Origin of the sequence: Rhizobium freirei PRF 81 (genome assembly GCF_000359745.1) — a bacterium.
GTDB lineage: Bacteria > Pseudomonadota > Alphaproteobacteria > Rhizobiales > Rhizobiaceae > Rhizobium > Rhizobium freirei.
On sequence record NZ_AQHN01000089.1, the window covers coordinates 578,307 to 599,222 of the forward strand.

Genomic DNA, 20,916 nt, shown 5'->3' on the forward strand with positions numbered 1-20,916 from the left:
ATTGGATTGAAAGCATGTTTGGCAAGCGCGGAAATGATGGTCCTGCAAGAAGCGGTGGCATGGCGCCTCAGCCGGCGCGCGCGCCCGCCGCTGCCGGCACGCCTGCCGCACCGGCAGTCTTGATCGAGCCGTCCCGCGACCAGTCGCAGCCGCGTCAGCAGGTGGCGCCGCCGCCGATGCAGACACCCAGCCGCCGCCGCACCGCGCGCACCGAAGAATATTACGACACGAAAACGCAGGTCTTTTCCGCGCTCATCGATACGATCGACCTGTCGCAGCTTTCCAAGCTCGGCAATGAGGCCGCGCGCGAGGAAATCCGCGATATCGTCAACGACATCATCACGATCAAGAATTTCGCGATGTCGATCTCCGAGCAGGAGGAGCTGCTCGAGGATATCTGCAACGACGTACTTGGCTATGGCCCGCTGGAGCCGTTGCTGGCCCGCGACGACATTGCCGACATCATGGTCAACGGTGCCGGTCAGACCTTCATCGAAGTCGGCGGCAAGACGGTCGAATCGGAAATCCGCTTCCGGGACAATTCGCAGCTTCTCTCCATCTGCCAGCGTATCGTCAGCCAGGTCGGCCGCCGTGTCGACGAATCCAGCCCGATCTGTGACGCCCGCCTGCCCGATGGCTCGCGTGTCAACGTCATTGCGCCACCGCTTGCGATCGACGGCCCGGCACTCACCATTCGTAAGTTCAAGAAGGACAAGCTGACGCTCGATCAGCTCGTGCGTTTCGGGGCCATCACGCCCGAAGGCGCGACGCTTCTGCAGATCATCGGCCGGGTGCGCTGCAACGTCGTCATTTCCGGCGGTACGGGTTCCGGCAAGACGACGCTTCTGAATTGCCTCACCAACTACATCGACCGCGATGAACGCGTCATCACCTGCGAAGATACCGCCGAACTGCAGTTGCAGCAGCCGCATGTCGTGCGCCTCGAAACACGACCGCCGAATATCGAAGGCGAGGGCGAGATCACCATGCGCGAGCTCGTCAAGAACTGCCTGCGTATGCGCCCCGAACGCATCATCGTCGGCGAAGTGCGTGGCCCCGAAGTTTTCGATCTGCTGCAGGCGATGAATACGGGTCATGACGGTTCCATGGGCACGATCCACGCCAATACGCCGCGCGAATGCCTGAGCCGTATCGAATCGATGATCGCGATGGGCGGTTTTAGCCTGCCGGCCAAGACCGTGCGCGAGATCATTTCCACCTCTGTCGATGTGATCATCCAGGCCGCGCGTCTGCGCGATGGCTCGCGCCGCATCACGCAGATCACAGAGGTGATCGGCATGGAAGGCGATGTGATCATCACGCAGGACCTGATGCGCTACGAGATCGAAGGCGAAGATGCGAGCGGTCGCATCATCGGCCGGCATCTCTCCGCCGGCATTGGCAAGCCGCATTTCTGGGACCGCGCCCGCTATTACAACGAGGAAAGACGCCTTGCCGCCGCCCTCGACGAGATGGAGCAGAAGGGTCAATAGGATTTCCCATGTTCGGTGTCGATCCAGTCATACTCCTGATTGTCCTGCTCTCGGCCGTCTCAGCCGCAGCGATCTGCTATGGCGTGCTCTATTCGCGCATCGAGTCGCAGAAAAAGGCAGAAAGCCGCGTCAACAAGGTGAAGCAGGCCGAGACCGACCGCGTGAAGGTCAAGGTCGCGCGCGATCGCGTCCAGGAAATGTCCAAGCGGCGCAAATCGGTTCAGGACACGCTCAAGGACCTGGAAAAGCGGCAGTCGGAAAGCACGAAGAGGAAGCAGTCGTTGAAGGCGCGCCTGGCGCAGGCCGGCCTGTCGCTGACGCCATCGCGCTTCTATCTCTTCAGCGCGCTGTTCGGCCTCTTCGTGATGCTGGTCCTTTTCATTGTCGGCGCACCGACCCCCGCCGTTCTCGGATTGCCCTTTGCCGCCATGTTCGGCTTGCCGCGGTGGATTGTCAGCTTCCTCATCAAGCGCCGGCAGAACAAGTTTCTCGAAGAATTCCCCAATGCGCTTGATCTCATCACGCGTTCGCTGCGCTCCGGCCTGCCGCTCAATGACGCCGTGCGGCTGGTGGCGGGCGAGGCGCGGGAGCCGGTCAAGACGGAATTCCGGCGGGTGGTCGAGGCACAGCAGGTCGGCCTCAGCATGTCCGATGCATGCACGCGTATGCTGAACCATATGCCGCTGCAGGAAGTGAATTTCTTCTCGATCGTCATCACCATCCAGGCCCAGGCAGGCGGCAACCTGTCGGAAGCTTTGGGCAACCTCTCGAAGGTGTTGCGCGATCGCAAGAAAATGAAGGCCAAGGTCCAGGCGTTGTCGATGGAAGCAAAGGCGTCCGCCGCCATCATCGGCGCTCTGCCCTTCATCGTCATGACGCTCGTCTACCTGACGTCGCCGCGCTACATGATGATCCTGTTCACCGATCCGCGCGGCCATCTGATCTTGATCGGCGCCGGCATCTGGATGTCGCTCGGCATCTACATCATGCGCAACATGGTCAATTTCGAGATCTGAGCGGAGGGAGCCGCCTAGCCCATGTCCGATCTGGCTGCCAACCTGACCGATCCCGGAACCCTTCTGGCCATTGTCGTGGCCATCGTGGTTTTTGCCACCTTCTACACGATCGCCATGCCTTTGCTGGAACGTGGCGATCTCAACAAGCGCATGAAGGCGGTGTCGACGGAACGCGAGCAGATCCGCGCGCGCGAGCGGGCACGGTTGAACACCGATGGCGGCAAGGCGACGCTGCGCAATCAGAACAATCACAATGTCAGGCAGATCGTCGAGCGCTTCAACCTGCGCAATGCCCTTGTCGATGCCAATACCGTCAATCGTCTGCGCGCTGCCGGCCTGCGTTCGGAAAACGCGCTGAACATGTTTCTGGTGGCGCGGTTTCTGCTGCCGTTCCTGTTTCTGGCCGTTGCCGTCGTTTTCGTTTTCGTTCTCGGCTATTTCGCCACCAGGCCATTGCCTATTCGCCTGCTCGGCGTCATCGTCATGGCCTATTTCGGCTTCTACGCGCCGAACATCTATATATCCAACCTGGTCACCAAGCGCCAGAAGTCGATCAAGCGTGCCTGGCCCGATGCCCTCGATCTGATGCTGATCTGCGTGGAATCGGGCATTTCCATCGAAGCGGGCATGCGGCGCGTCGCCGAAGAAATGGGGGAGCAATCTCCGGCACTCGCCGAGGAGATGATCCTGACCACGGCAGAGCTTTCCTTCCTGCAGGATCGTCGTACCGCCTTCGATAACCTTGCCGTCCGCACCCAGATCGAGCTGGTCAAATCGGTGACGCAGGCTCTGATACAAGCCGAGCGCTATGGTACGCCGCTTTCGCAAGCTCTGCGCGTCATGGCCCAGGAAGGCCGCGACGAGCGCATGAACGAGGCCGAAAAGAAAGCTGCCGCGCTGCCGCCCAAGCTCACGGTGCCGATGATCATCTTCTTCCTGCCCGTCCTGATGGCGGTCATTCTCGGCCCGGCGATCATCCAGGCCCTGGACAAGTTCTGAACGTTCCGGCTTGCCCGAGGCGCGGGAGGGTGGTTAAGCTCGCTGCCAATGTCGCCGGCAGAGCGAATCGCGTGACTCCGCAACGGGCGGAAGCTCCGTGCCGGACGACCGAACGGATGTCCAGCCACATCGGGAGGCCTCGCATGTCATCCATGGCCGTATTTTTCAGTGTTATTGCCGCAGTCTTCATCGGTGCCGTCAGCCCCGGCCCGAGCTTCGTCCTCGTTTCCAGAATTGCCGTCTCGCGCTCCCGCCAGGCGGGCTTGGCCGCCGCCTTGGGCATGGGGACGGGCAGCGTCATCTTTGCGACATTGGCTCTCTTCGGCTTGAGCGCGTTGCTGATGAAGGTCGAATGGCTCTACCTCGCGCTGAAGGTCGCAGGCGGGTTCTATCTGATCTATGTCGGTATCCGCATCTGGCGCCATGCGGCGCATGATCTACCCCTTGATGCGCCATCCAGTCCGGCTGCCGGAGGCATAGCGCGCAATTTCTTCTTCGCGCTCGGAACGCAGCTCAGCAATCCGAAGACGGCCATCTTCTATGGCAGTATCTTTGCCGCACTTCTTCCCGCGTCTCCGGCGCCCTGGCTGCTGCTCACGGTTCCGCCGGCCGTCTTCCTGGTCGAGGTCGGCTGGTACACGGTGGTCACCTTCGCATTTTCGTCCAATCGCCCGCGTGCGTTTTATGTCGGCTCGAAATTGTGGATCGACAGGGTGGCCGGCGCCGTCATCGGCGCGCTCGGAGCGCGACTGGTGGCGGACGGCCTGCCGCGGCATATCTGGCGCTGAGCGTTTGGTGCGCTGCGCGAAGCTGGACGGAAGTTCTTATTGCATGGCTTTTTTGGCGTCGCTGCTGACGGCAAGCCTCTGCCAGGAGTTCCGCTGCGCCAGCATGCCGCGCAGATAGGCGACATTGGCGTTTGCCTGTTGCGGCGTCAGCTCCTGACGCGCGATCTGCTCTGCTTCGGCAAACCGGCCTTGCAGGCCGACGACGAGCGCCAGGTTCTGCCGTACGCGGCTGTCGGTTGCCGGCTGGGCAGCGGCCGAGCGAAGATAGGTTTCCGCATTCTTGAGATCGCCCGTCAGCACGTAGGACATGCCGAGATTGGAAAGGATCGTCGGCTCGTTGGGCGCGAGCACCAGCGCATCACGATATTTGCCGCGCGCATCGGTGGAACGGCCGAGCTGATCGAGAATGGCGCCCTCTGCGGAAACCAGGCGCCAGTCGGGACGGTCGGGAGTCTGCGCGCGGTCGATGGTCGAGAGAGCCTGTTCCAGTTGGCCAGCCGCCGCCTGTGCCTTGCCATAGGCCGCAAGCACGCCGCGGTCGCTCGGGTTGTTGATCGCGACCTGCTGCATGACGGCAAGCGCCTGATCGTTGCGGCCGCTCATGCGCAGCGCATTGGCATAGTTGATGCCGGCATCGCGATCTTTCGGATTGGCGTCATAGGCCTTGCCGAAGGTGGTGGTAGCCTGGGCCAGATCGCTGCTGTTCATCGTATCCATCGGCTTGGAAGCCTTCGGGATGGAGCCGGTCGTGATCTTGTCCTTGTCTGTCGTCGAGCAGCTGGCAAGTGCGAGCGCCAGAAGTGCCGCCGAAGCGCCGCGAAAAAGGTAGGTTCTGAGCAAAGATGTGGTTGAACCGGCGGACATGACGCTATTCCCTGAATCCTTAAGTCTTGCGTCAGGCCTAGAATCGGAACAGGGAAAGGTTCGACGCAATGTTCGCTCCAGCAATAATCTGTTAACCCTAACAGACGGTTAACTCTCGATTCCCCAAAGTCATTGTCAAAGGATGGTCATGGCCCCCTATCAATTCATCGAGCGCGCGACGCCTTTTAATTCGAAGGGTGGTTCAACGCTGCCGATCTTTGCCGTCACCCCGGCGCATATCGAGACCGGCACCATCGATCCCATTGCGCTCGATTGGGCCAGCAAGGCCGGCTACAAGGCGGAAAGCGGCTCTTTGCTTCTGATACCGACGGCTGAGGGGCACCTTGGCGGCGCGCTGTTTGGTCTTGGTTCCAATCCTTCCGAGCAGCCCTTCCTCACTGGCAAGCTGGCGCGCAGCCTGCCGGCGGGCGATTGGCATATCGAAACGGCGCCGCTGACGGCGAACCGCCTGGCGCTCGGCTTCGGTCTCGGCAGCTATCGCTTCGAGCGCTACAAGTCGGAAAAAGCTACGGCGCCGACGCTGATGATCCCGCGCGATGCCGATGCCGCCGATATCAAGCGCCAACTCGCCGGCGTCTTCCTTGCCCGCGATCTCATCAACACGCCAACCAACGACATGGGTCCGGAGCAGCTGGAAGCCGCCTTCCGGGCACTCGCTCAACATTACAAGGCGGAAATGTCCGTCATCATCGGCGACGATCTGCTGAAGGAAAACTTCCCGCTCGTGCATACGGTCGGACGCGCCAGCGCCGATGCGCCGCGCCTTCTGGAAATGCGCTGGGGCAAGAAGGGCCATCGCCGCATCACGCTGGTCGGCAAGGGCGTATGCTTCGACACCGGCGGCCTCGATATCAAGCCGGCCTCCTCGATGCTGCTGATGAAGAAGGACATGGGCGGCGCTGCGAACGTCATGGGCCTGGCGCTGATGATCATGGACGCCAAGCTCAAGGTCGATCTCCGCGTCATCATTCCCGTCGTCGAGAACTCGATTTCGGCCAACGCCTTCCGCCCCGGCGATATCTACAGGAGCCGCAAGGGCCTGACGGTACAGATCGACAATACCGACGCCGAGGGCAGGCTGATCCTCGCCGATGCGCTCGCCTATGCCGATGAGGATGCGCCGGACCTGATGATCGACATGGCGACGCTGACGGGCGCTGCCCGCGTCGCGCTCGGCCCCGACCTGCCGCCTTTCTTCACAGACGACAGCGAACTTGCCAGCGATCTGACCGAAGCGAGCCTCGAGACCGACGATCCGCTGTGGCGCATGCCGCTCTACATGGGCTACGACAAGGATATCCGCACCAAATTTGCCGATATCACCAATGCCCCCGCTGGCGGCATGGCAGGCTCCATCACCGCGGCTCTTTTCCTCAAACGTTTCGTCACGAAGACGCCGAGTTGGGCGCATTTCGATATCTTCGGATGGGCGCCGAGCGAACGTCCGCATTCGCCCGGCGGCGGCGAGGCCCAGGCGATCCGCGCGCTGTATCACCACATCAGGCAGAGCGTACGGTAAGGACAAAGTCCCGTCTCCCCGCATTGCGGGGAGAGGGCTAGGGTGAGGGGCCAGGCATATAAGCGCGACAAAGTCGGGCTGACCTGACCAGCGGCAATAACCGGACCGCGAGGATGGCCATCTTTTTCCGCGCCGGCAGTCCAGCGAAAGCCCCTCATCCGAGCCCTCTACCTTTCGCTTCGCTCAAGGTCTCGGTCCCACCTTCTCCCCGCAATGCGGGGGAGAAGGAGTCGACGAATTTCCCTTGAATCCGCCACGATCTTGGCCGAAACTGGAACGGCAGCGTAACGATTTCCGGGGTTGCCCTTGCCGCTAGATCTCTCCGCCTCGCAGGCTCTTGGCCTCTGGCATGGCGTGACGCTCGCTCAGGTGCGCCGCGAGGATCATGATTTGACCCTGCGGCAGACGGCGATCCTGCTGCAGATCTATCTTGTGCCGCCGCCGCACACAGTACGCGGCCTTGCCGCCACGCTCGGCGTCACCAAACCGGTCATCACCAGGGCGCTTGACACCATGGGCGAGATGGGATTGGTCGACCGCGTTCGTGACGATCGCGATCGCCGCAATGTCATCATCAAGCGCACGGTCACCGGCGCGCTCTATCTGGAAAAACTCGGCGATCTCGTCATCGAACGCGGCCGTAAACTGTAATTCGGGAATTGCTTCATGACGCTCGACCGTCGTCTCAATGCTTTCAGACCTGACCTTGCCGAAGCCTCCCTGCGCGGCAAGTTCGAAGCCGAACGCTTCGTCGAGGGCAGCAAGGCTCAGGTCTCAGTTCCTGTCATAGCCCTTCGCCCGAAACCGGATCTCGCCGCCGGCATCGATACCGAATTGCTGATGGGCGAAGAAGTGGTCGTTTTCGAGCGCAGCAACGGCTGGTGCTGGGTCAAGGCCATCTCGGACGGCTATGTCGGCTACCTTCCAGAAACGGCGATCGGGGAAGGGGCGGCGGCGGCGACGCACATCGTCGTCCCGCAGCGCACCTTCGTCTATCCCGAGCCGGAGCTGCGCAAGCCTCATGCAGCCGTGCTTTCGATGGGCAGCCGCCTGCGCGTCATCGGCACGGCCGAGGCGCGGGGCAATCACTATGTCGTTCTCGAGGACGGCACCGCCATCTTCGCCAGGCATGTGCAGCCGATAGGCTTCGATGATGGCGGCGATTATGTAGATGTTGCCCTGCGCTTCCTCGAAACCCCTTATCTTTGGGGTGGTCGCTCCGGCCTCGGCATCGATTGCTCGGGGTTGGTGCAATTGGCGCTGTCTATGACCGGTCGCGTCGCTCCCCGCGATACCGATATGCAGGCGGCCGGCCTCGGCGAGCCCATCGCCCGCGAGGAACTGAAGCGCGGCGATTTCGTCTTCTGGAAAGGCCATGTCGCGATCATGGAAGACCCGGAGACCATCGTTCATGCCAACGGCCATACGATGACCGTCGCGCGGGAGAATTTCGCCGCCGCCGTGGAGCGTATCGGCTGGCTCTATGAGTACCCGACCGGCTATCGCCGCTTGGCCGGCTGATCCTCGCACGGAACAGTCTTTCCGCTCGTTCGTTGTTCCCTCTGATCGATATGTCCTATCGAGAGGAGGAAGAGACATGCCTATCACCGCTATGGAAAAGACGGTTCGTGATATTCTGCAGGACGGTCATTTGCGCAAGAGCGGCAAGATCGACCGGCTGCGCGAGCTGCAGAGCGAAGCTCGGGGCATCCAGCGCGCCGGCAGCGAGAGCTCGATGAGCGCCGATGATGGCCTTCAGGACGATCTGCGCGTTATCGAAAAAGCGCTACACGACCTGCATGCCGACATCGAACAGAAGGGCGCCGCCACACTGTGAAGCGGTTGGCTCCAGAGCAAGCCCTTCCTTGCTGAAGGCGCCCTTGCTAACTGCGCGGCCGGGAAATCCAGATGCCGGCGATGATGATGACGCCGCCGAGTGCCTGTATCAGCGTGACGTTTTCGCCAAACAGGATCCAGGCGAAGAGGGCCGCCGCGATCGTTTCCAGGAAAATGACCAGGGACGAGAAAACCGTTGGCAGCCTTCCGAGCGCCACCGAGACCAGCCCCTGGCCGCCGGCATGGCTGATAAGGCCGAGCGCCAGCAGGATGCCCCATCCGGAGGCCGATTGCGGCAATATCCGCGGTTCGAAGAAGATGGCGACGAGGAACAGGAGCACCGAGGTAATGACGCTGAGCTCGAAGGTGACACGCGCCGCATTCGTCCTGCCGCGTGCCGCGCCGACCGCCAGGAAATAGAGCCCGAAGAAGGCGCCGGTGACAACTGCGAGGCCATCGCCGACCGCGCGGCTCGGATTGAACGTAAGGCTCTGCACCACCAGCGCCGTGCCGCCCGCCAGGCAGACGAGAAGCCCGACGAGCGTTGCGCGACTGACCCTCTGCCGCAAGAGCAGCCAGCCGAAGATGACCACCCATAGCGGCGCCATGGTCGCGAAGAAGGTCGCGTTGGCGATGGTGGTCCGCAGGATGGAGATATGCCAGAAGAACAGGTCTCCGGTGAAGGCGATCCCGGCAAGGATTGTGGCCAGGGTAAAGCTGGCGCGGGGCGCGGCGGGCTCCGCCGCCTCGGCATAGCGCATCCATACCCAGAGGATCGGCAGCGCAAGGAAGACGCGCCAGAATGCGCTGGCATAGGGACCGACATCGGCCAGGCGCACGAGGCTGGGCGAGATGCTCATCGCCAGCGCCGCCAGAACCATCGCCGCCAGCCCGAAAAGAAACCCCTTCGAATCGTCGGAAGCGGCCTTGCCGGCAGCAAGGCGATTTGCATCCGCGCTCCCATCGATGTCTGGAGAAAGCGTATCGTAATCGATATTGGGCCGTGACATTCTTTTGCCTTTGCAAGTCGCGTAATTTGTGGCGCAAACCTAATACATCGGGAACGAGTATTTGGCTCCATTTTGCCAGCTTGCGTGCAATTTTGTTTCCTCTTTGCGGTAAGGATGTTTTGAAATGCGCAAACCTGCCGATCTCGATGAATTCGACGTGGCGATTCTCGAGATCCTCCAAAAGGACAGCGCCGTGCCGCAGCGCGAGATCGGCGAGCGGGTCCATCTGTCGGCGCCGGCCGTGCAGCGGCGCATCAAGCGCATGCAGGCAAGCGGCGTCATCCAGGCGAATATTGCGGTCGTCGACCCCGCGGCGGTGGCCTTGCCGATCACCGTCATCGTCGAGGTGCAGGTCGCAGACGAACGCTACGAGCTTATCAATGCGATAAAGCGCAGCTTCCTCGAAGCGCCTGAAGTGCAGCAATGCTATCAGGTGACAGGCGAGGCGGATTTCGTTCTCGTCATCGTGGTGGCCAGCATGACCGAATATCAGGCGCTCACCCGGCGCCTCTTCCACGACAACCCGAACGTGACGAAGTTCAAATCGCTCGTTGCCATGGACCGCGTGAAGATCGGCCTTTCCTTGCCTTTGACGCGCGATTAGCGCGGCGTCCCCGCGCCCTGCTTAGGCAGGCCGCTTCGGCCAGTTCGTCACGCCGCCGCTCCAGTCTTCGAAAGCCTTCGAAAGACGCAGTACCAGCAGATCGTCGAAGCGCGGGCCGACGATCTGCAGGCCGATCGGCATGCCGGAGCGGGAGAAGCCGCAATTGATCGAGGCCGCCGGCTGCTCCGACATGTTCCACGGGACGGTGAAGCCTATATGCTCGAAAGGCCGGACAGGGTCGTTGGTGGGCGAAGCCCATTCGGCGGGGTAGGAGACGATCGGATTGGTCGGCGAAAGCACGGCATCCACTTGCGTGAAGAGCTTGCCGCAGCTCTTGCGCATCTCGATCGTCTGGTTGAAGCCGCGAACGGCATCGACGCCGCTGATATCGGCGCCGCCTTTTGCCCAGCTATGGATATAGGGGAGGATCGAGTTGCGGCGTTCCTCGCTCAACCCCATGATGTCGCCCCAGAAACGTGCGCGCCAGAAGACATCGAGGCCGTCGAGCATCTGCCGCGTCAGCACCGGCGCGACATCGATGATGGTAGCACCCGCTTCCTCGAAACGTTTGGCGGCGGCAACGATGGCGTCGCGCACTTCGTCGTCAACGGGCAAGCCGCAGCCCGCATCCAGCATCAGGCCGATCTTCATGCCGCTGACGTCGATGCCGAGATCCATCCAATCGATCTCGTTCGGCGGCAGGCTGGTGCCGTCGCGCCAGTCGGGGCGCGAGAGCGTCGCCATGGAGAAAGCGGCATCCTCGACCGTGCGGGTCATCGGTCCGGCGCATCGCCCGACGTAATAGGGATCGACCGGAATGCGGCCATGGCTCGGCTTGAAGCCGAAAATGCCCGTCCAGCCTGCCGGCAGGCGCACCGAGCCGCCGATGTCGGTGCCGATATGCAGCGGTCCGTAGCCGGCTGCGGCCGCCGCCGAGGCACCGGCGCTGGAGCCACCCGGATTTTGGCTGGGGTCCCAGGGATTGCGGCTGAGCTTGTGAAAGCTGGAAAGACCTGATGACAGCATGCCATAATCGGGGCAGGTGGTTTTCGCGAAAATCACCGCGCCATCCTCGCGCAGCCGAGCGGCGATCGGCGCGTCCTCGGCGGCGGGAACGAGTTCGACAGCCGCCGTGCCGAGCGGCACCGGCTGGCCCTTGGTGGCGATCAGCTCTTTCAACGTCACCGGAATGCCATCAAGAGCTCCAAGCGGTGCACCCTTTGCCCAGCGCTCCGTAGAGGCGGCCGCCTGTTTGCGGGCGTCCTCGGGATCATAGGCATAAAGCGCCGATATCGTCGGCTCCCATGCCTCTATATGCTGTTCGAGCGCCAGCCAGTATTCGCTGGGAGACAGGCTCTTCTTAGTGAATTTGCGCCTTAATTCACGGATGGAAAGATCGGTCGGTTCGGTCATGGTCTATACTCTTTATGTCCTAATCAGCGCGTCGCCTCGCGGGGGTCGAGGAGATCGCGCAGCCCGTCGCCGAGCAGGTTGAAGCCGAGCACGGAGAGCGCGATGGCAAGGCCCGGCAGAAGAGCGAGCCACGGCGCGACGTGGAAATAGGTCTGTGCGTCAGCCAGCATCCGTCCCCAGGTCGGCGCCGGCGGCGGCACGCTGAGACCCAGGAAGGCAAGCCCGGCCTCGGTCAGGATCGCAAGACCGAGCTGGATCGTCGCCTGGACAATGATGCTGCCCATGATGTTTGGCAGGACGTGGCGGAGTGTGATGGCAAGCTGCGTATTGCCGATGGCGCGCGCCGCCAGCACATAGTCCCGGCTCCAGGCCTGCAGGGCCGAGCCCAGCGCGACGCGGGCAAAGACCGGCACCATGAAGACGGCAATGGCGGTAATGGCCGTCATGCGTCCCGTCCCGAGAAACGCGCCGAGGATCATGGCCGAGAGGATCGGCGGCAGCGCGAAGATCACATCGCAGGCCCGCATGACGAGCGCCTCGAATAGCCCGCGTTCTGCGGCGGCAGCAACGCCAATGATCGTTCCGATCGTTCCACCGATCGCGACGGCCGAAACGGAGATCGACAGCGAATTCCAGCAGCCGGCCATCAGCATCGACAGGACATCGTGGCCAAGCTGATCGGTGCCGAGAAGGCCGAAGCCGAAGGGGGGCTGCAGCTTGTGGGTGATCTGCATTTTTGCGGGCGGCACCGGCGTCCAGAACAAGGAAAGGACGGCGACACAGACAAGCGCAAGGATGATGACGGCGCCGACGATGAGATTCATCCGTCGCAGCGCTCGAAAACGGCGGCGAGAGGGTGGGGCGACTACCCTGGTTTCGGCTGTAATCATCGTGCACCTCCGGCGCGCAGTCGGGGGTCTATGGCAAGATAGGAAAGATCCACGAGAAAGTTCACGACGATAACGAGGCCGGCAAAGAGCAGCACGACATCCTGCAGCACGATCACGTCGCGCTGGCTGAGCGCCTGATAGGCGAGGCGGCCAAGGCCGGGCAGGGCAAAGACGTTCTCGATCAGCACGGCGCCTGCGACCAGGAAGGTGAACTGCAGTCCGAGGATGGTCAGCACCGGCACCAGCGCATTCGGCACCACATGTCCCCAGAGCACACGGCTGCGCGACAGGCCCTTGGCGACTGCCGTGCGGGCAAAATCCTCATGCAGCGTGTCGAGCACGGCGGAGCGCGTGACTCGGGTCAGGACTGCTGCTTGCGGCAGCGCAAGCGCGATGGCAGGCAGCACCAGCGATTTCAAGGACGACCACACGCCGTTGCTCCAGCCGGGAAAGCCGCCGGCCGGCATCCAGCCGAGCGAGGTGGCAAACAGCAGAACCAGCAGCAGGCCAACCCAGAAGCCTGGCACCGCAATGCCCATCTGCGAAAACAGGGCTGCTACGATATCGAAGAAGCCGCCGCGCCTGGCGGCCGCCGTCACGCCGAGCGGCACGGCGATAAGAACGGACAGCAGGATGGCAAGGGCCGCGAGCGGCAGAGTGACGGCAAGCCGCTCGACGATGAGGCCGGCGACCGGTACGCCGTAGGTGTAGGATTTGCCGAGATCGCCCGTCAGCGCGCCGGCAAGCCATTGCCCGTAGCGGATGATCAGCGGCTGACCGAGGCCCATATCATGCCTCAGCGCTGCCAGCGTTTCCGGTGTCGCCGAGGTGCCGAGCGTGATCGCGGCAGGATCACCCGGCAGCAGCGCCATGACGGCAAAGACCAGCAGCGAGACGGCGATCAGCGTCAGGATGAGTCCGAAGATGCGGCGGGTAAGCAGTGCGATCATAGCATGTCCATGGCCGATCGTGCCGGCGTCGTGAACCTCGACGGCGGGCGGCTTGGGTCCGCCCGTCGGCATCGTCGCGCAGAAGCGATCAATCTTCCCAGGATACCTTGGTCAGCACGTTCGAGGGAATGGGCTCGTTCTCCCAAAGGCCCTTCAATTTCTTATCCCAGATGCCGAGCTTCGGCATGACGAAGAGATAGAGGGCCGGCACATCCTCTGCAAGAATCGACTGTGCCTCTCCATAGAGCTTGTTCTGCTCGGCGGGATCAGCGGTGAGCTGGATCTTTTTCATCAGCTCATTGAAATCAGGGTTCTTGTAGTTGAAGTAGTAGGGATCGCGCGAATAGATATCGATATCCATCGGCTCGGCATGGGCGACGATGGTCATGTCGTAGTTGCGGCCGCTGAAGACATCCTGCACCCATTTTGCCGGAAATTCCGTCGGCTCGATATTCATCGTTACGCCGATATCGGCAAACATCGCCTGCATCACCTGGGCGCTGCGCGGCGCATAGGCCATCTGCGGTGTCTTGATGGTGAAGGTGAAGCCATTTGGATAGCCGGCTTCGGCAAGCAGGGCTTTGGCCTTGGCCACGTCGTAGGGCAGCGTGCCGGTCAGATCTTTGTATCCGGGGTCGTTCGGCGTGTAGTGGCTGCCGATTGCCGTGCCGAAGCCGGACCATGCGCCTTCGATGATCGTCTTGCGGTCAAGCGCAATCATCAGGGCCTGACGCACGCGCTTGTCGTCGAAGGGCTTGCGCATGTTGTTCATGCCGGCCACGACCTTCAGCTCGGTATTGCCGATCTTGGTCATGAGCCTGGAATTGCCGTCGAAGGAATTCACGAGCTCGGGGGCGGCGAATTCCGGAAAGGCATCGACGTCGCCGGCCTTCAGCGCAGCGGCCTCCGCCTGCGGATCGGAAATGAAGCGGAAGGTCACCTTCTCGAGCTTCACGTCGACGGATTTGTTCCAGTAGTCCGGGTTCTTGATCAGGTCGACATGGTCGCCCTTGGCCCAGGCGGAGAATTTGAACGGGCCTGTGCCGACGGGAGCCATCTTGTCATCGGCGGAGGATTTCGGCCCGACCATGACAGAAGAGGGCCAGCCGAGCCAATAGAGCAGGCTGCCGGTCGGCGAGGAAAGATGCAGCACCAGCGTTTCCGCATCCGGCGTGTCGATCGACGCGATGGTCGCAAAGAAACGCTTCTGTGGATTGACGGATTGGGCGCCGCGGGCGCGATCGAGTGTGAACTTGGCGGCGGCGGAATCGAAAGTCTGTCCGTCGTGGAATTTCACGCCGCTCTGCAGTTTGAACGTATAGGTCAGCCCGTCGGGAGAAATCTCCCAGCTCTTGGCGAGCTGCGGAACGATCTTGCCGCTTTCATCGATGGCAACCAGTCCCTCGAAGATATTCTGCCAGGTGACCTGGCCGATCGCGACGGGAGCGGCGATCGTCGGATCGAGGCCTGTCGGCTCGACGCTCATGCCGAGATTGAGCGTCGTTTTCGCGGCTTCGGCCGGTGTGAGGCCCATCATCAGCAGGCCGGTCGAAAGGGCCGCACCAAACGCAAGCCGGCGCGCGACATCGCTAAGGCTCGGGCGTGAAAACTTCGTCATCTCGGTTCCCTTGCTTCTTGCCCGCAAGGCCGGCTTCCCTCCGGCATGCGGTCTTTTTCAAGATAGTGTCATCTCGCAGTTGCACACGCAATTCTGAAAATTTGTGCATATGCGGTCAGGAGGCCTACGGCTTGGCGAAGCGATCCCGCCATGCGGGCTGCCCGCCCTCGATCGGCAGCGCCGTTGCCTCGTAGACGCCGCGGGCAATTGCGCGCGCCATGACGACGGCGGCGAGATGGCAGAGTTCCATGAAGCTCTGCATATCGTCGCGGGCGTGCTTATTCGTGGAGGCGGCGAACACGGTATCGCCGTCGAGCGGCAGATGCGTCGACAAAAGCGCCCGAGCAAAGCCGTCATGCGCTGAGATCGACAGGCGATGGGCTTCGGCCTTGGCCAGCTGAGCATCGGTAACGACGGCGCCGATGGTCGTGGCGGTGATGTTGGTGCCCTTCAGACGCAGGCGCGAATCGATCGTCTGCGGTATGCCGAGGCCGCCGAATTCGCCATTTTCCTCGAAAGGGGCCGCCCAGAAATGCGGGCCGTCGCCGATGGTGGCCGAGCCGAGCGCATTGACGGCGACGATGGCGGCGATCTTGTACCCCCTGCTGCTGACAGCACAGGCCGAACCTAGCCCGCCCTTGACCGTTGCCGTCGTGGCGCCGGTGCCGGCGCCGACCGTGCCGAGTGCGAACGGCCCTTTGCCTGCCGCCTTGAAGGAGGCATAGCCGAGGTCGCGATAGGGCGAGTGCAGCCCCCAATCCTTGTTGCCGCCGTTGATGAGATCGAAAAGGATCGCCTGCGGCACGATCGGCACTCGCACATCGCCGACCTGCAAGCCGCGGCCGATCTCCCTCAGGCCCGCCTGTACTCCGCCTGCGGCATCAAGTCCGAAGGCCGAACCGCCGGAGAGAACGAAGCCATCCACCGTGTCGACGGTCATCGCAGGGTCCAGCAATGCCGTATCCCGTCCGCCGGGCGCGCCGCCGAGAACGGTGCCGGATGCGACCGCCGGCTCATCGAAGATGATGGCGGTGACCCCCGAGCCAAGCGCAAGATCGGTGGAATGTCCAACAGCGACGCCTTCGACATCGGTCAGGAGATTGAGATGATCAGGCAACAAGAAATCCTTCGTCATTCGCAACGCAAGGTCGTTATGGCGATAGGACCGTAAAGAGGATCAAAAGACAAGATAGGTTGCGGTGATTGCGTGCAGCAGCGAGAAGGCTGCAGACCGGGATTGCCTTCAGGGCCGCCGGTCGAAATCAGCCCTCGCCGTGAGATCGGAGCAAACCACATTCACGGGCGAGGGCTGGAAAAGATTGAATAAAGGAGTGGAACGCAGCCGATCCATCAGACATGGATCGGCTGTGCCGGCTGCCGGGAAAGAAGGTCGCGGATCGCAAGCTTCACCTCGTCCGCGTTTCTGAAATGCTGCTCGTCCAGATCATGGACATGGTACTTCACAGCGATGAATTTGAGCCGATCCTGATCAGGAACGACAATACCGACGGGAACGCCGGCGTATTCGATAACTTGCTTCTTCATAAATAGACTCCCTCCGCACCGCTATCGGTGCAGACATGGCGAATTGACTGTTTGAATCCGGTAAGAGGACGAACGTCACATTCGACAGCGCGGGCGGGAGAGCGTGCCCGAGCGGTCATTGCCAAGCACGGACCGCCCAAGGATCGAAGCGATGACTTTAATATTCAGCATGTCACTCCCTCAGTTGGCGTTGTACTTGCTAGGGGCTCCGACAATGGAGCACCGCGATCCGGTGCACTATTATCCACCATATTAGTGGATAATAGCAATTTCATCTCCAGAACCATATTCCGAAAGATGTCAAAAAATCGACGATCAGGAAAATAAAATTCCGAACCGGGCGAATAGCGGGGAAGGTTGTGTCAAATGCCCTCGCATTGCTACCCGCGTCGGGACGGCTTGCCGATCACCGACAGACAGATAGGAACTGGCGGGAGATTCGACAATGCCCCGATGGCATTTAAATTCGCTCGCCGCCAAATCACCTCAATGGTTAACGGCGCAAAGACGACATCAAAATCCGTCCTGAAGCGCCTTTTCCAGGGCCCTTACGAAGAAATCGGCGCTCTCGGGCGCTAGGCACAACGGCGGCTTGATCTTTAGCACATTCAGGTGATCGCCGGTCGGCTGCATGATGACCCCGAGATCGAGCAGGCGCTCGCAGATCGCCGCCGTCTCTTCGGTCGCCGGCGTCAGCGCCTCCCGGTCGCGAACGAATTCCACGCCGAGATAGAGCCCCGTGCCGTGCACGGCGCCGATCAGCGGGAAGCGATCCATCAGCTCGATCAGCCCCGCCTTCAGACGATCGCCGACGACGCTGGCGTTTTCCTGCAGCTTCTCGTCCCTGAGAATGTCGAGAACGGTGAGCCCGACCACGCAACTGACCGGGCTGCCGCCGGCGGAAGAGAAGAAATAGCCTTCCCGCTCCAGCGATTCGGCAATCTCGCGGCGGGTGATGACCGCACCGAGCGGATGACCGTTGCCCATGCCCTTGGCGATGGTGACGATATCCGGCACGACATCCTGGCTTTCGAAGCCCCAGAAATGTTCGCCGAGGCGGCCATAGCCCACCTGCACCTCGTCGGCGATGCAAAGGCCGCCGCGCTGCCGCACGGCGTCGTACGCGCGGGCGAGATAGCCGTGGGGAAGAGCGATGCCGCCGGCATTGCCGTAGACGGGTTCGGCGATGAAGCCGGCGACGCCATCGCCCTTCTCATCGATCGACTGCAGCTTCTCGGTGAGGTCGACAAGATAGTCCGATGCCGAATCGGGGCCCCGGAAGGGGCCGCGATAGGTATTAGGTGAAATGACGGGATGGACCCAATCGGGGCGTGTCGTCAGCGCCTGCGGATTGTCCGCAATCGAGGTGGAGACTGCATCGCTCGCGACCGTCCAGCCGTGATAGGCCTCCAGCAGGCAGAGCATGTTCTTCTTGCCCGTATGCGCCCAGGCAAGCCGGATGGCGAGATCATTGGCCTCGGAGCCGCTGTTGACGAGGAAGACGCAGTCGAGCCCTTCCGGCGCCAGTGTTGCCAGCCGCTCGGAAAACTCCGCGACCGCCGAATAGTGAAAGCGGGAGTTGGTGTTGAGCAGCGACCATTGGTGTGCGATGGCCGTCGTCAGCCGCGGATGAGCGTGGCCGAGCGTAGTGACGTTGTTGACCATGTCGAGATAGCATCGTCCGTGCATGTCGAACAGGAATTCCCGCCATCCGCGCTCGATCTGCGGCGGCGTCTCGTAATAGTGTTTCTGCGGCTTGGCGAAACGCGCATTGCGCAGGGAAAGCAGCGCGGAAGCATCCGGCCGCGGGGCTTCGCAGGAAGCGCTGAGAAGAGCGATGGGCGAGGGGCAGATCGCCGACCATCCGTCCGCCTGGTCCGCCGTTGCAAAGAGCGGCGGCACCAGGCTCGGCACGCGGCAAAGCTGGATGCGCAGCCCGCCGATCGCCGATCCTTCGCTGCCGATGGTGCCGATGGTCGCGCCCTGTTCTATCGCCGCACCGTCTTCGAGCGCGCTATCGAGGCCATCGAGATGCAGGCTGACGCCCTCGCCGACAAGGACGAAATGTTGCCCTTGCCGTTGCAGGAGCCCTGGGAAGGGGGCGGCGACCGTCGAGCCGGACGGGAGGCACACATCGTTATGCAAAGCGAAGTTCTCCGGCGGCGCCATGCTGAGCGGCGTCGCGAGCGACAGGCGAAATTCGCCGTAACGGGTCGCCGCAGTGCCGGAAGCGATGGCCGTCTGTGCAAGCAGCCGCCAATCCATGTCGGGCTTTTGCCAGTTGGCATCGACGAAATCGGGTCCGGTCACGGAAAGATCGATGGCGGCAATCTGCTGCCGATCGATATCGGGCAGAAGCGCCGACCAGCCTTCCGTCGCAAGCGGGGCAACATCGAAGCCGATCGTCCGCAGGATCGCGGCCTCCATCACGTCCGGCTGCGCGCCGGTGGCGACATCGAAGATCTGGCGCTCGAAATCGAGATTGCCGCGCACATATTCGTTGTCGGGATCGATGGCCAGCTGCTGTTCGCTGCTTGCCGCAAGAATGACGGCGCGCGCAACGATCAACGGCCACAAGGCTTTGGCTTCGACCTCCTGCAGCGGATAGACCGCATGGTAGGCCTTGATGGCGGGAAGGATATAAAACGGATTGCCGTCCGCATGATGCAGCAGCGAGGCGCAGGTGACCGCAAGATCGCCCACCAGCCAGCCCTGGATGATATCGCCGAAATCGATGACGCCATCCGGCACCTGCTGTCCATGCGCATCGGGATGGCTGACGACATTGTCGTCGGTGACGTCGTGATGCACGGGCTGCACGCGCAAGCCGGCAGCAAGCGGCTGCAGGCGCTTGACGGCCGCCACCATCGCCTTGGCGATGCGGTCGCGCGCCTCGTGGTCCGTTATGGCCGACAGGAGCTGCACGGCGACGGGACCGGCTCGGCGCAGGTCCCATTGCAGGTGCCGATGCAGGCCGGGATGCTCGAAATCGGCAAGATCGCGGGCGAGCCGGGCCGAAAGCGCGCCGAGCCCGGCTGCCGCCGCCTGCGGCAGATGTTTGCGCTGGGTCAGCGTTCGGCCGGGGAGAAAGCCGAGCAGCCGGACAAGGTAATCCTGTTCGCGGACGGTAATGGTGAGAATGTCGCGGCCGTTCAGGGACGGCACCACTTCGGGCACGCGCGGCGCATCGGGCTTTGCCAGCAGATGGCGGATGGCGGCATTTTGCGCCTCCAGCTCGATCAGTTCGTATTCGGCGTGGCAGATCTTCAGCACATAGGCGTTGTCGCCGGCATCGACGCGATAGTTGCGGTCCTGTTGGCTGCCGAGCTCGGTCAGTGCTCCGGTCAAGCCATAATGCGCCAGCAGAATCTCAGCCGCTTCTTCCGGCGTGACGTCCGGTCTCGGCAGTTGCATGCGATTTACGAGCGCGGCGTCGGCCATGGCATCCCCCGGATGGTTCATTTGCGTCGACACTAAACCATTCCACTCTAAAGAAAATTACCCAAAACAGATAGGGTGGTCGCGCAATTAGGGAGAAGATAGGCCGCAGATCGCGCCCGGCTAGATCGGGACGATTTTACACCAGCCGGCCTGAAATCCGAATCCCGATCTAAACCAGAGGATGAGAACGGCATTTTCAGCAAAACCCGTACGCTGTTTCACAGTCCGGCACCGGGCTTGCCTGTTATTCGACCTCGATCGAATAGCTGCAGCCGGCCAATGTCTTGCCGGGGTGGCCGTCGTCGGTCGAGACGTTGAGGGAGATGACCGTGTGGAGCACGGTGTCCGAATTTTCGAGCTGCTCCCGGTTCGACGTGATTTCCTTGGCCCCGAGGAACTTGTGCGGCCGGTCGACGGCCGCCGTCACGCCAAGTGTCTTGGCAAGCGGGCGCGGATCAGGCTCGTCGAGCACGGCCAAGGGTCCGGAGGAGGCAAAGGCGATCCTGCTCGTCTTCCGCCCGAAGACGCTCACTGGTGCCGTCAGCTGGAATTCTCTGAGAAGGGGATTGTCGGATGGCAGCTCGCTGATGCCGAACAATTTCATGGCGGCTGCACTCTCCGGCCCGGTCAGCCACATGGCGAAGTCGTTGTAGCTTGGCACGTCGTAGGTCGTGCATTCGATCAGCTTGGCAAGATCGATCTTCGTGGGATCCTGTTCGGCGGTGGCAGCGTGCACCGCAGGGGCGCCCAGAAGAAACGCCGTTAGCAGCAGCGTTCCATCGCGATAGAATGACATGTCTTTTCCTTGCCCAAGCCCGATTCGATATCAGCAATATCAAATCGGGCTTCGGAACGAAAAGGAAAGAGGGCGGAGGGAGGCCTGCGCCTTACCCCATCCGTTCGGATGCA

Annotated in this window: 19 protein-coding genes; 9 read left to right on the forward strand and 10 right to left on the reverse strand. The window is 62.0% G+C overall.

The window, feature by feature from the left end:
* The first annotated feature begins 14 nt into the window (after positions 1-14).
* The 4 genes from RHSP_RS30505 (at position 15) to RHSP_RS30520 (ending at position 4,296) form a co-directional block, all read left to right on the forward strand.
* Positions 15-1,493, forward strand: a complete 1,479-nt coding sequence (locus RHSP_RS30505; protein WP_037155419.1) for a TadA family conjugal transfer-associated ATPase — start codon at positions 15-17, stop codon at positions 1,491-1,493.
* Between the two features lie 8 nt (positions 1,494-1,501).
* Positions 1,502-2,509 carry a type II secretion system F family protein gene (locus RHSP_RS30510; RefSeq protein ID WP_037155423.1) on the forward strand — a complete coding sequence of 336 codons (1,008 nt, stop codon included), beginning with the start codon at positions 1,502-1,504 and terminating at the stop codon, positions 2,507-2,509.
* Between the two features lie 21 nt (positions 2,510-2,530).
* Positions 2,531-3,508: a type II secretion system F family protein gene (locus RHSP_RS30515; RefSeq protein ID WP_037155425.1), complete on the forward strand. Its 978-nt coding sequence runs from the start codon at positions 2,531-2,533 to the stop codon at positions 3,506-3,508.
* Positions 3,509-3,651: 143 nt separating this feature from the next.
* Positions 3,652-4,296: a LysE family translocator gene (locus RHSP_RS30520; protein WP_004128229.1), complete on the forward strand. Its 645-nt coding sequence runs from the start codon at positions 3,652-3,654 to the stop codon at positions 4,294-4,296.
* 36 nt (positions 4,297-4,332) lie between these two features.
* Here the strand turns inward: RHSP_RS30520 and RHSP_RS30525 are convergent, their stop codons facing one another.
* Complete coding sequence (locus tag RHSP_RS30525) at positions 4,333-5,160, reverse strand: tetratricopeptide repeat protein (RefSeq protein ID WP_004128231.1); 828 nt, start codon at positions 5,158-5,160, stop codon at positions 4,333-4,335.
* Between the two features lie 148 nt (positions 5,161-5,308).
* On the opposite strand from RHSP_RS30525, the gene RHSP_RS30530 reads away from it, so the two are divergent.
* The 4 genes from RHSP_RS30530 to RHSP_RS30545 all read left to right on the forward strand — a co-directional run bounded on the left by RHSP_RS30530 (position 5,309) and on the right by RHSP_RS30545 (position 8,537).
* The gene (locus RHSP_RS30530) at positions 5,309-6,700 is read left to right on the forward strand and encodes a leucyl aminopeptidase family protein (RefSeq protein ID WP_037155427.1); all 1,392 of its coding nucleotides are present in this window, start codon (positions 5,309-5,311) and stop codon (positions 6,698-6,700) included.
* Between the two features lie 306 nt (positions 6,701-7,006).
* Positions 7,007-7,351, forward strand: a complete 345-nt coding sequence (locus tag RHSP_RS30535) for a MarR family transcriptional regulator (protein WP_004128235.1) — start codon at positions 7,007-7,009, stop codon at positions 7,349-7,351.
* A gap of 15 nt (positions 7,352-7,366) precedes the next feature.
* Positions 7,367-8,221, forward strand: coding sequence for a C40 family peptidase (locus RHSP_RS30540; RefSeq protein WP_004128237.1), 855 nt, complete (start codon positions 7,367-7,369; stop codon positions 8,219-8,221).
* 76 nt (positions 8,222-8,297) lie between these two features.
* The gene (locus tag RHSP_RS30545) at positions 8,298-8,537 is read left to right on the forward strand and encodes a hypothetical protein (RefSeq protein ID WP_004128238.1); all 240 of its coding nucleotides are present in this window, start codon (positions 8,298-8,300) and stop codon (positions 8,535-8,537) included.
* A 46-nt stretch (positions 8,538-8,583) separates the two neighbouring features.
* Here the strand turns inward: RHSP_RS30545 and RHSP_RS30550 are convergent, their stop codons facing one another.
* Positions 8,584-9,546, reverse strand: a complete 963-nt coding sequence (locus tag RHSP_RS30550) for a DMT family transporter (RefSeq protein WP_037155430.1) — start codon at positions 9,544-9,546, stop codon at positions 8,584-8,586.
* Positions 9,547-9,670: 124 nt separating this feature from the next.
* Between RHSP_RS30550 and RHSP_RS30555 the strand changes: the two genes are divergently transcribed.
* The gene (locus tag RHSP_RS30555; protein WP_004128244.1) at positions 9,671-10,150 is read left to right on the forward strand and encodes an Lrp/AsnC family transcriptional regulator; all 480 of its coding nucleotides are present in this window, start codon (positions 9,671-9,673) and stop codon (positions 10,148-10,150) included.
* 21 nt (positions 10,151-10,171) lie between these two features.
* Here RHSP_RS30555 and RHSP_RS30560 read toward each other — a convergent pair whose 3' ends face one another.
* The 8 genes from RHSP_RS30560 to RHSP_RS30595 form a co-directional block, all read right to left on the reverse strand.
* Entirely contained in the window at positions 10,172-11,563 is a 1,392-nt protein-coding gene (locus RHSP_RS30560) for an amidase (protein ID WP_004128245.1), read from the reverse strand.
* A 23-nt stretch (positions 11,564-11,586) separates the two neighbouring features.
* Positions 11,587-12,453, reverse strand: a complete 867-nt coding sequence (locus RHSP_RS30565; protein ID WP_004128246.1) for an ABC transporter permease — start codon at positions 12,451-12,453, stop codon at positions 11,587-11,589.
* The gene (locus tag RHSP_RS30570; protein WP_004128247.1) at positions 12,450-13,403 is read right to left on the reverse strand and encodes an ABC transporter permease; all 954 of its coding nucleotides are present in this window, start codon (positions 13,401-13,403) and stop codon (positions 12,450-12,452) included. The genes RHSP_RS30565 and RHSP_RS30570 overlap by 4 nt, the downstream gene beginning before the upstream one ends.
* Before the next feature lie 88 nt (positions 13,404-13,491).
* The gene (locus RHSP_RS30575; RefSeq protein WP_004128248.1) at positions 13,492-15,021 is read right to left on the reverse strand and encodes an ABC transporter substrate-binding protein; all 1,530 of its coding nucleotides are present in this window, start codon (positions 15,019-15,021) and stop codon (positions 13,492-13,494) included.
* Positions 15,022-15,145: 124 nt separating this feature from the next.
* On the reverse strand, positions 15,146-16,138 hold the full coding sequence (locus RHSP_RS30580; protein ID WP_004128249.1) for a P1 family peptidase: 993 nt from the start codon (positions 16,136-16,138) through the stop codon (positions 15,146-15,148).
* A 233-nt stretch (positions 16,139-16,371) separates the two neighbouring features.
* Entirely contained in the window at positions 16,372-16,566 is a 195-nt protein-coding gene (locus RHSP_RS30585) for a hypothetical protein (RefSeq protein WP_037155432.1), read from the reverse strand.
* Between the two features lie 513 nt (positions 16,567-17,079).
* Entirely contained in the window at positions 17,080-20,007 is a 2,928-nt protein-coding gene (locus tag RHSP_RS30590) for an aminotransferase (protein WP_037155544.1), read from the reverse strand.
* 244 nt (positions 20,008-20,251) lie between these two features.
* Positions 20,252-20,803: a hypothetical protein gene (locus tag RHSP_RS30595; RefSeq protein ID WP_004128258.1), complete on the reverse strand. Its 552-nt coding sequence runs from the start codon at positions 20,801-20,803 to the stop codon at positions 20,252-20,254.
* Between the last annotated feature and the right edge of the window lie 113 nt (positions 20,804-20,916).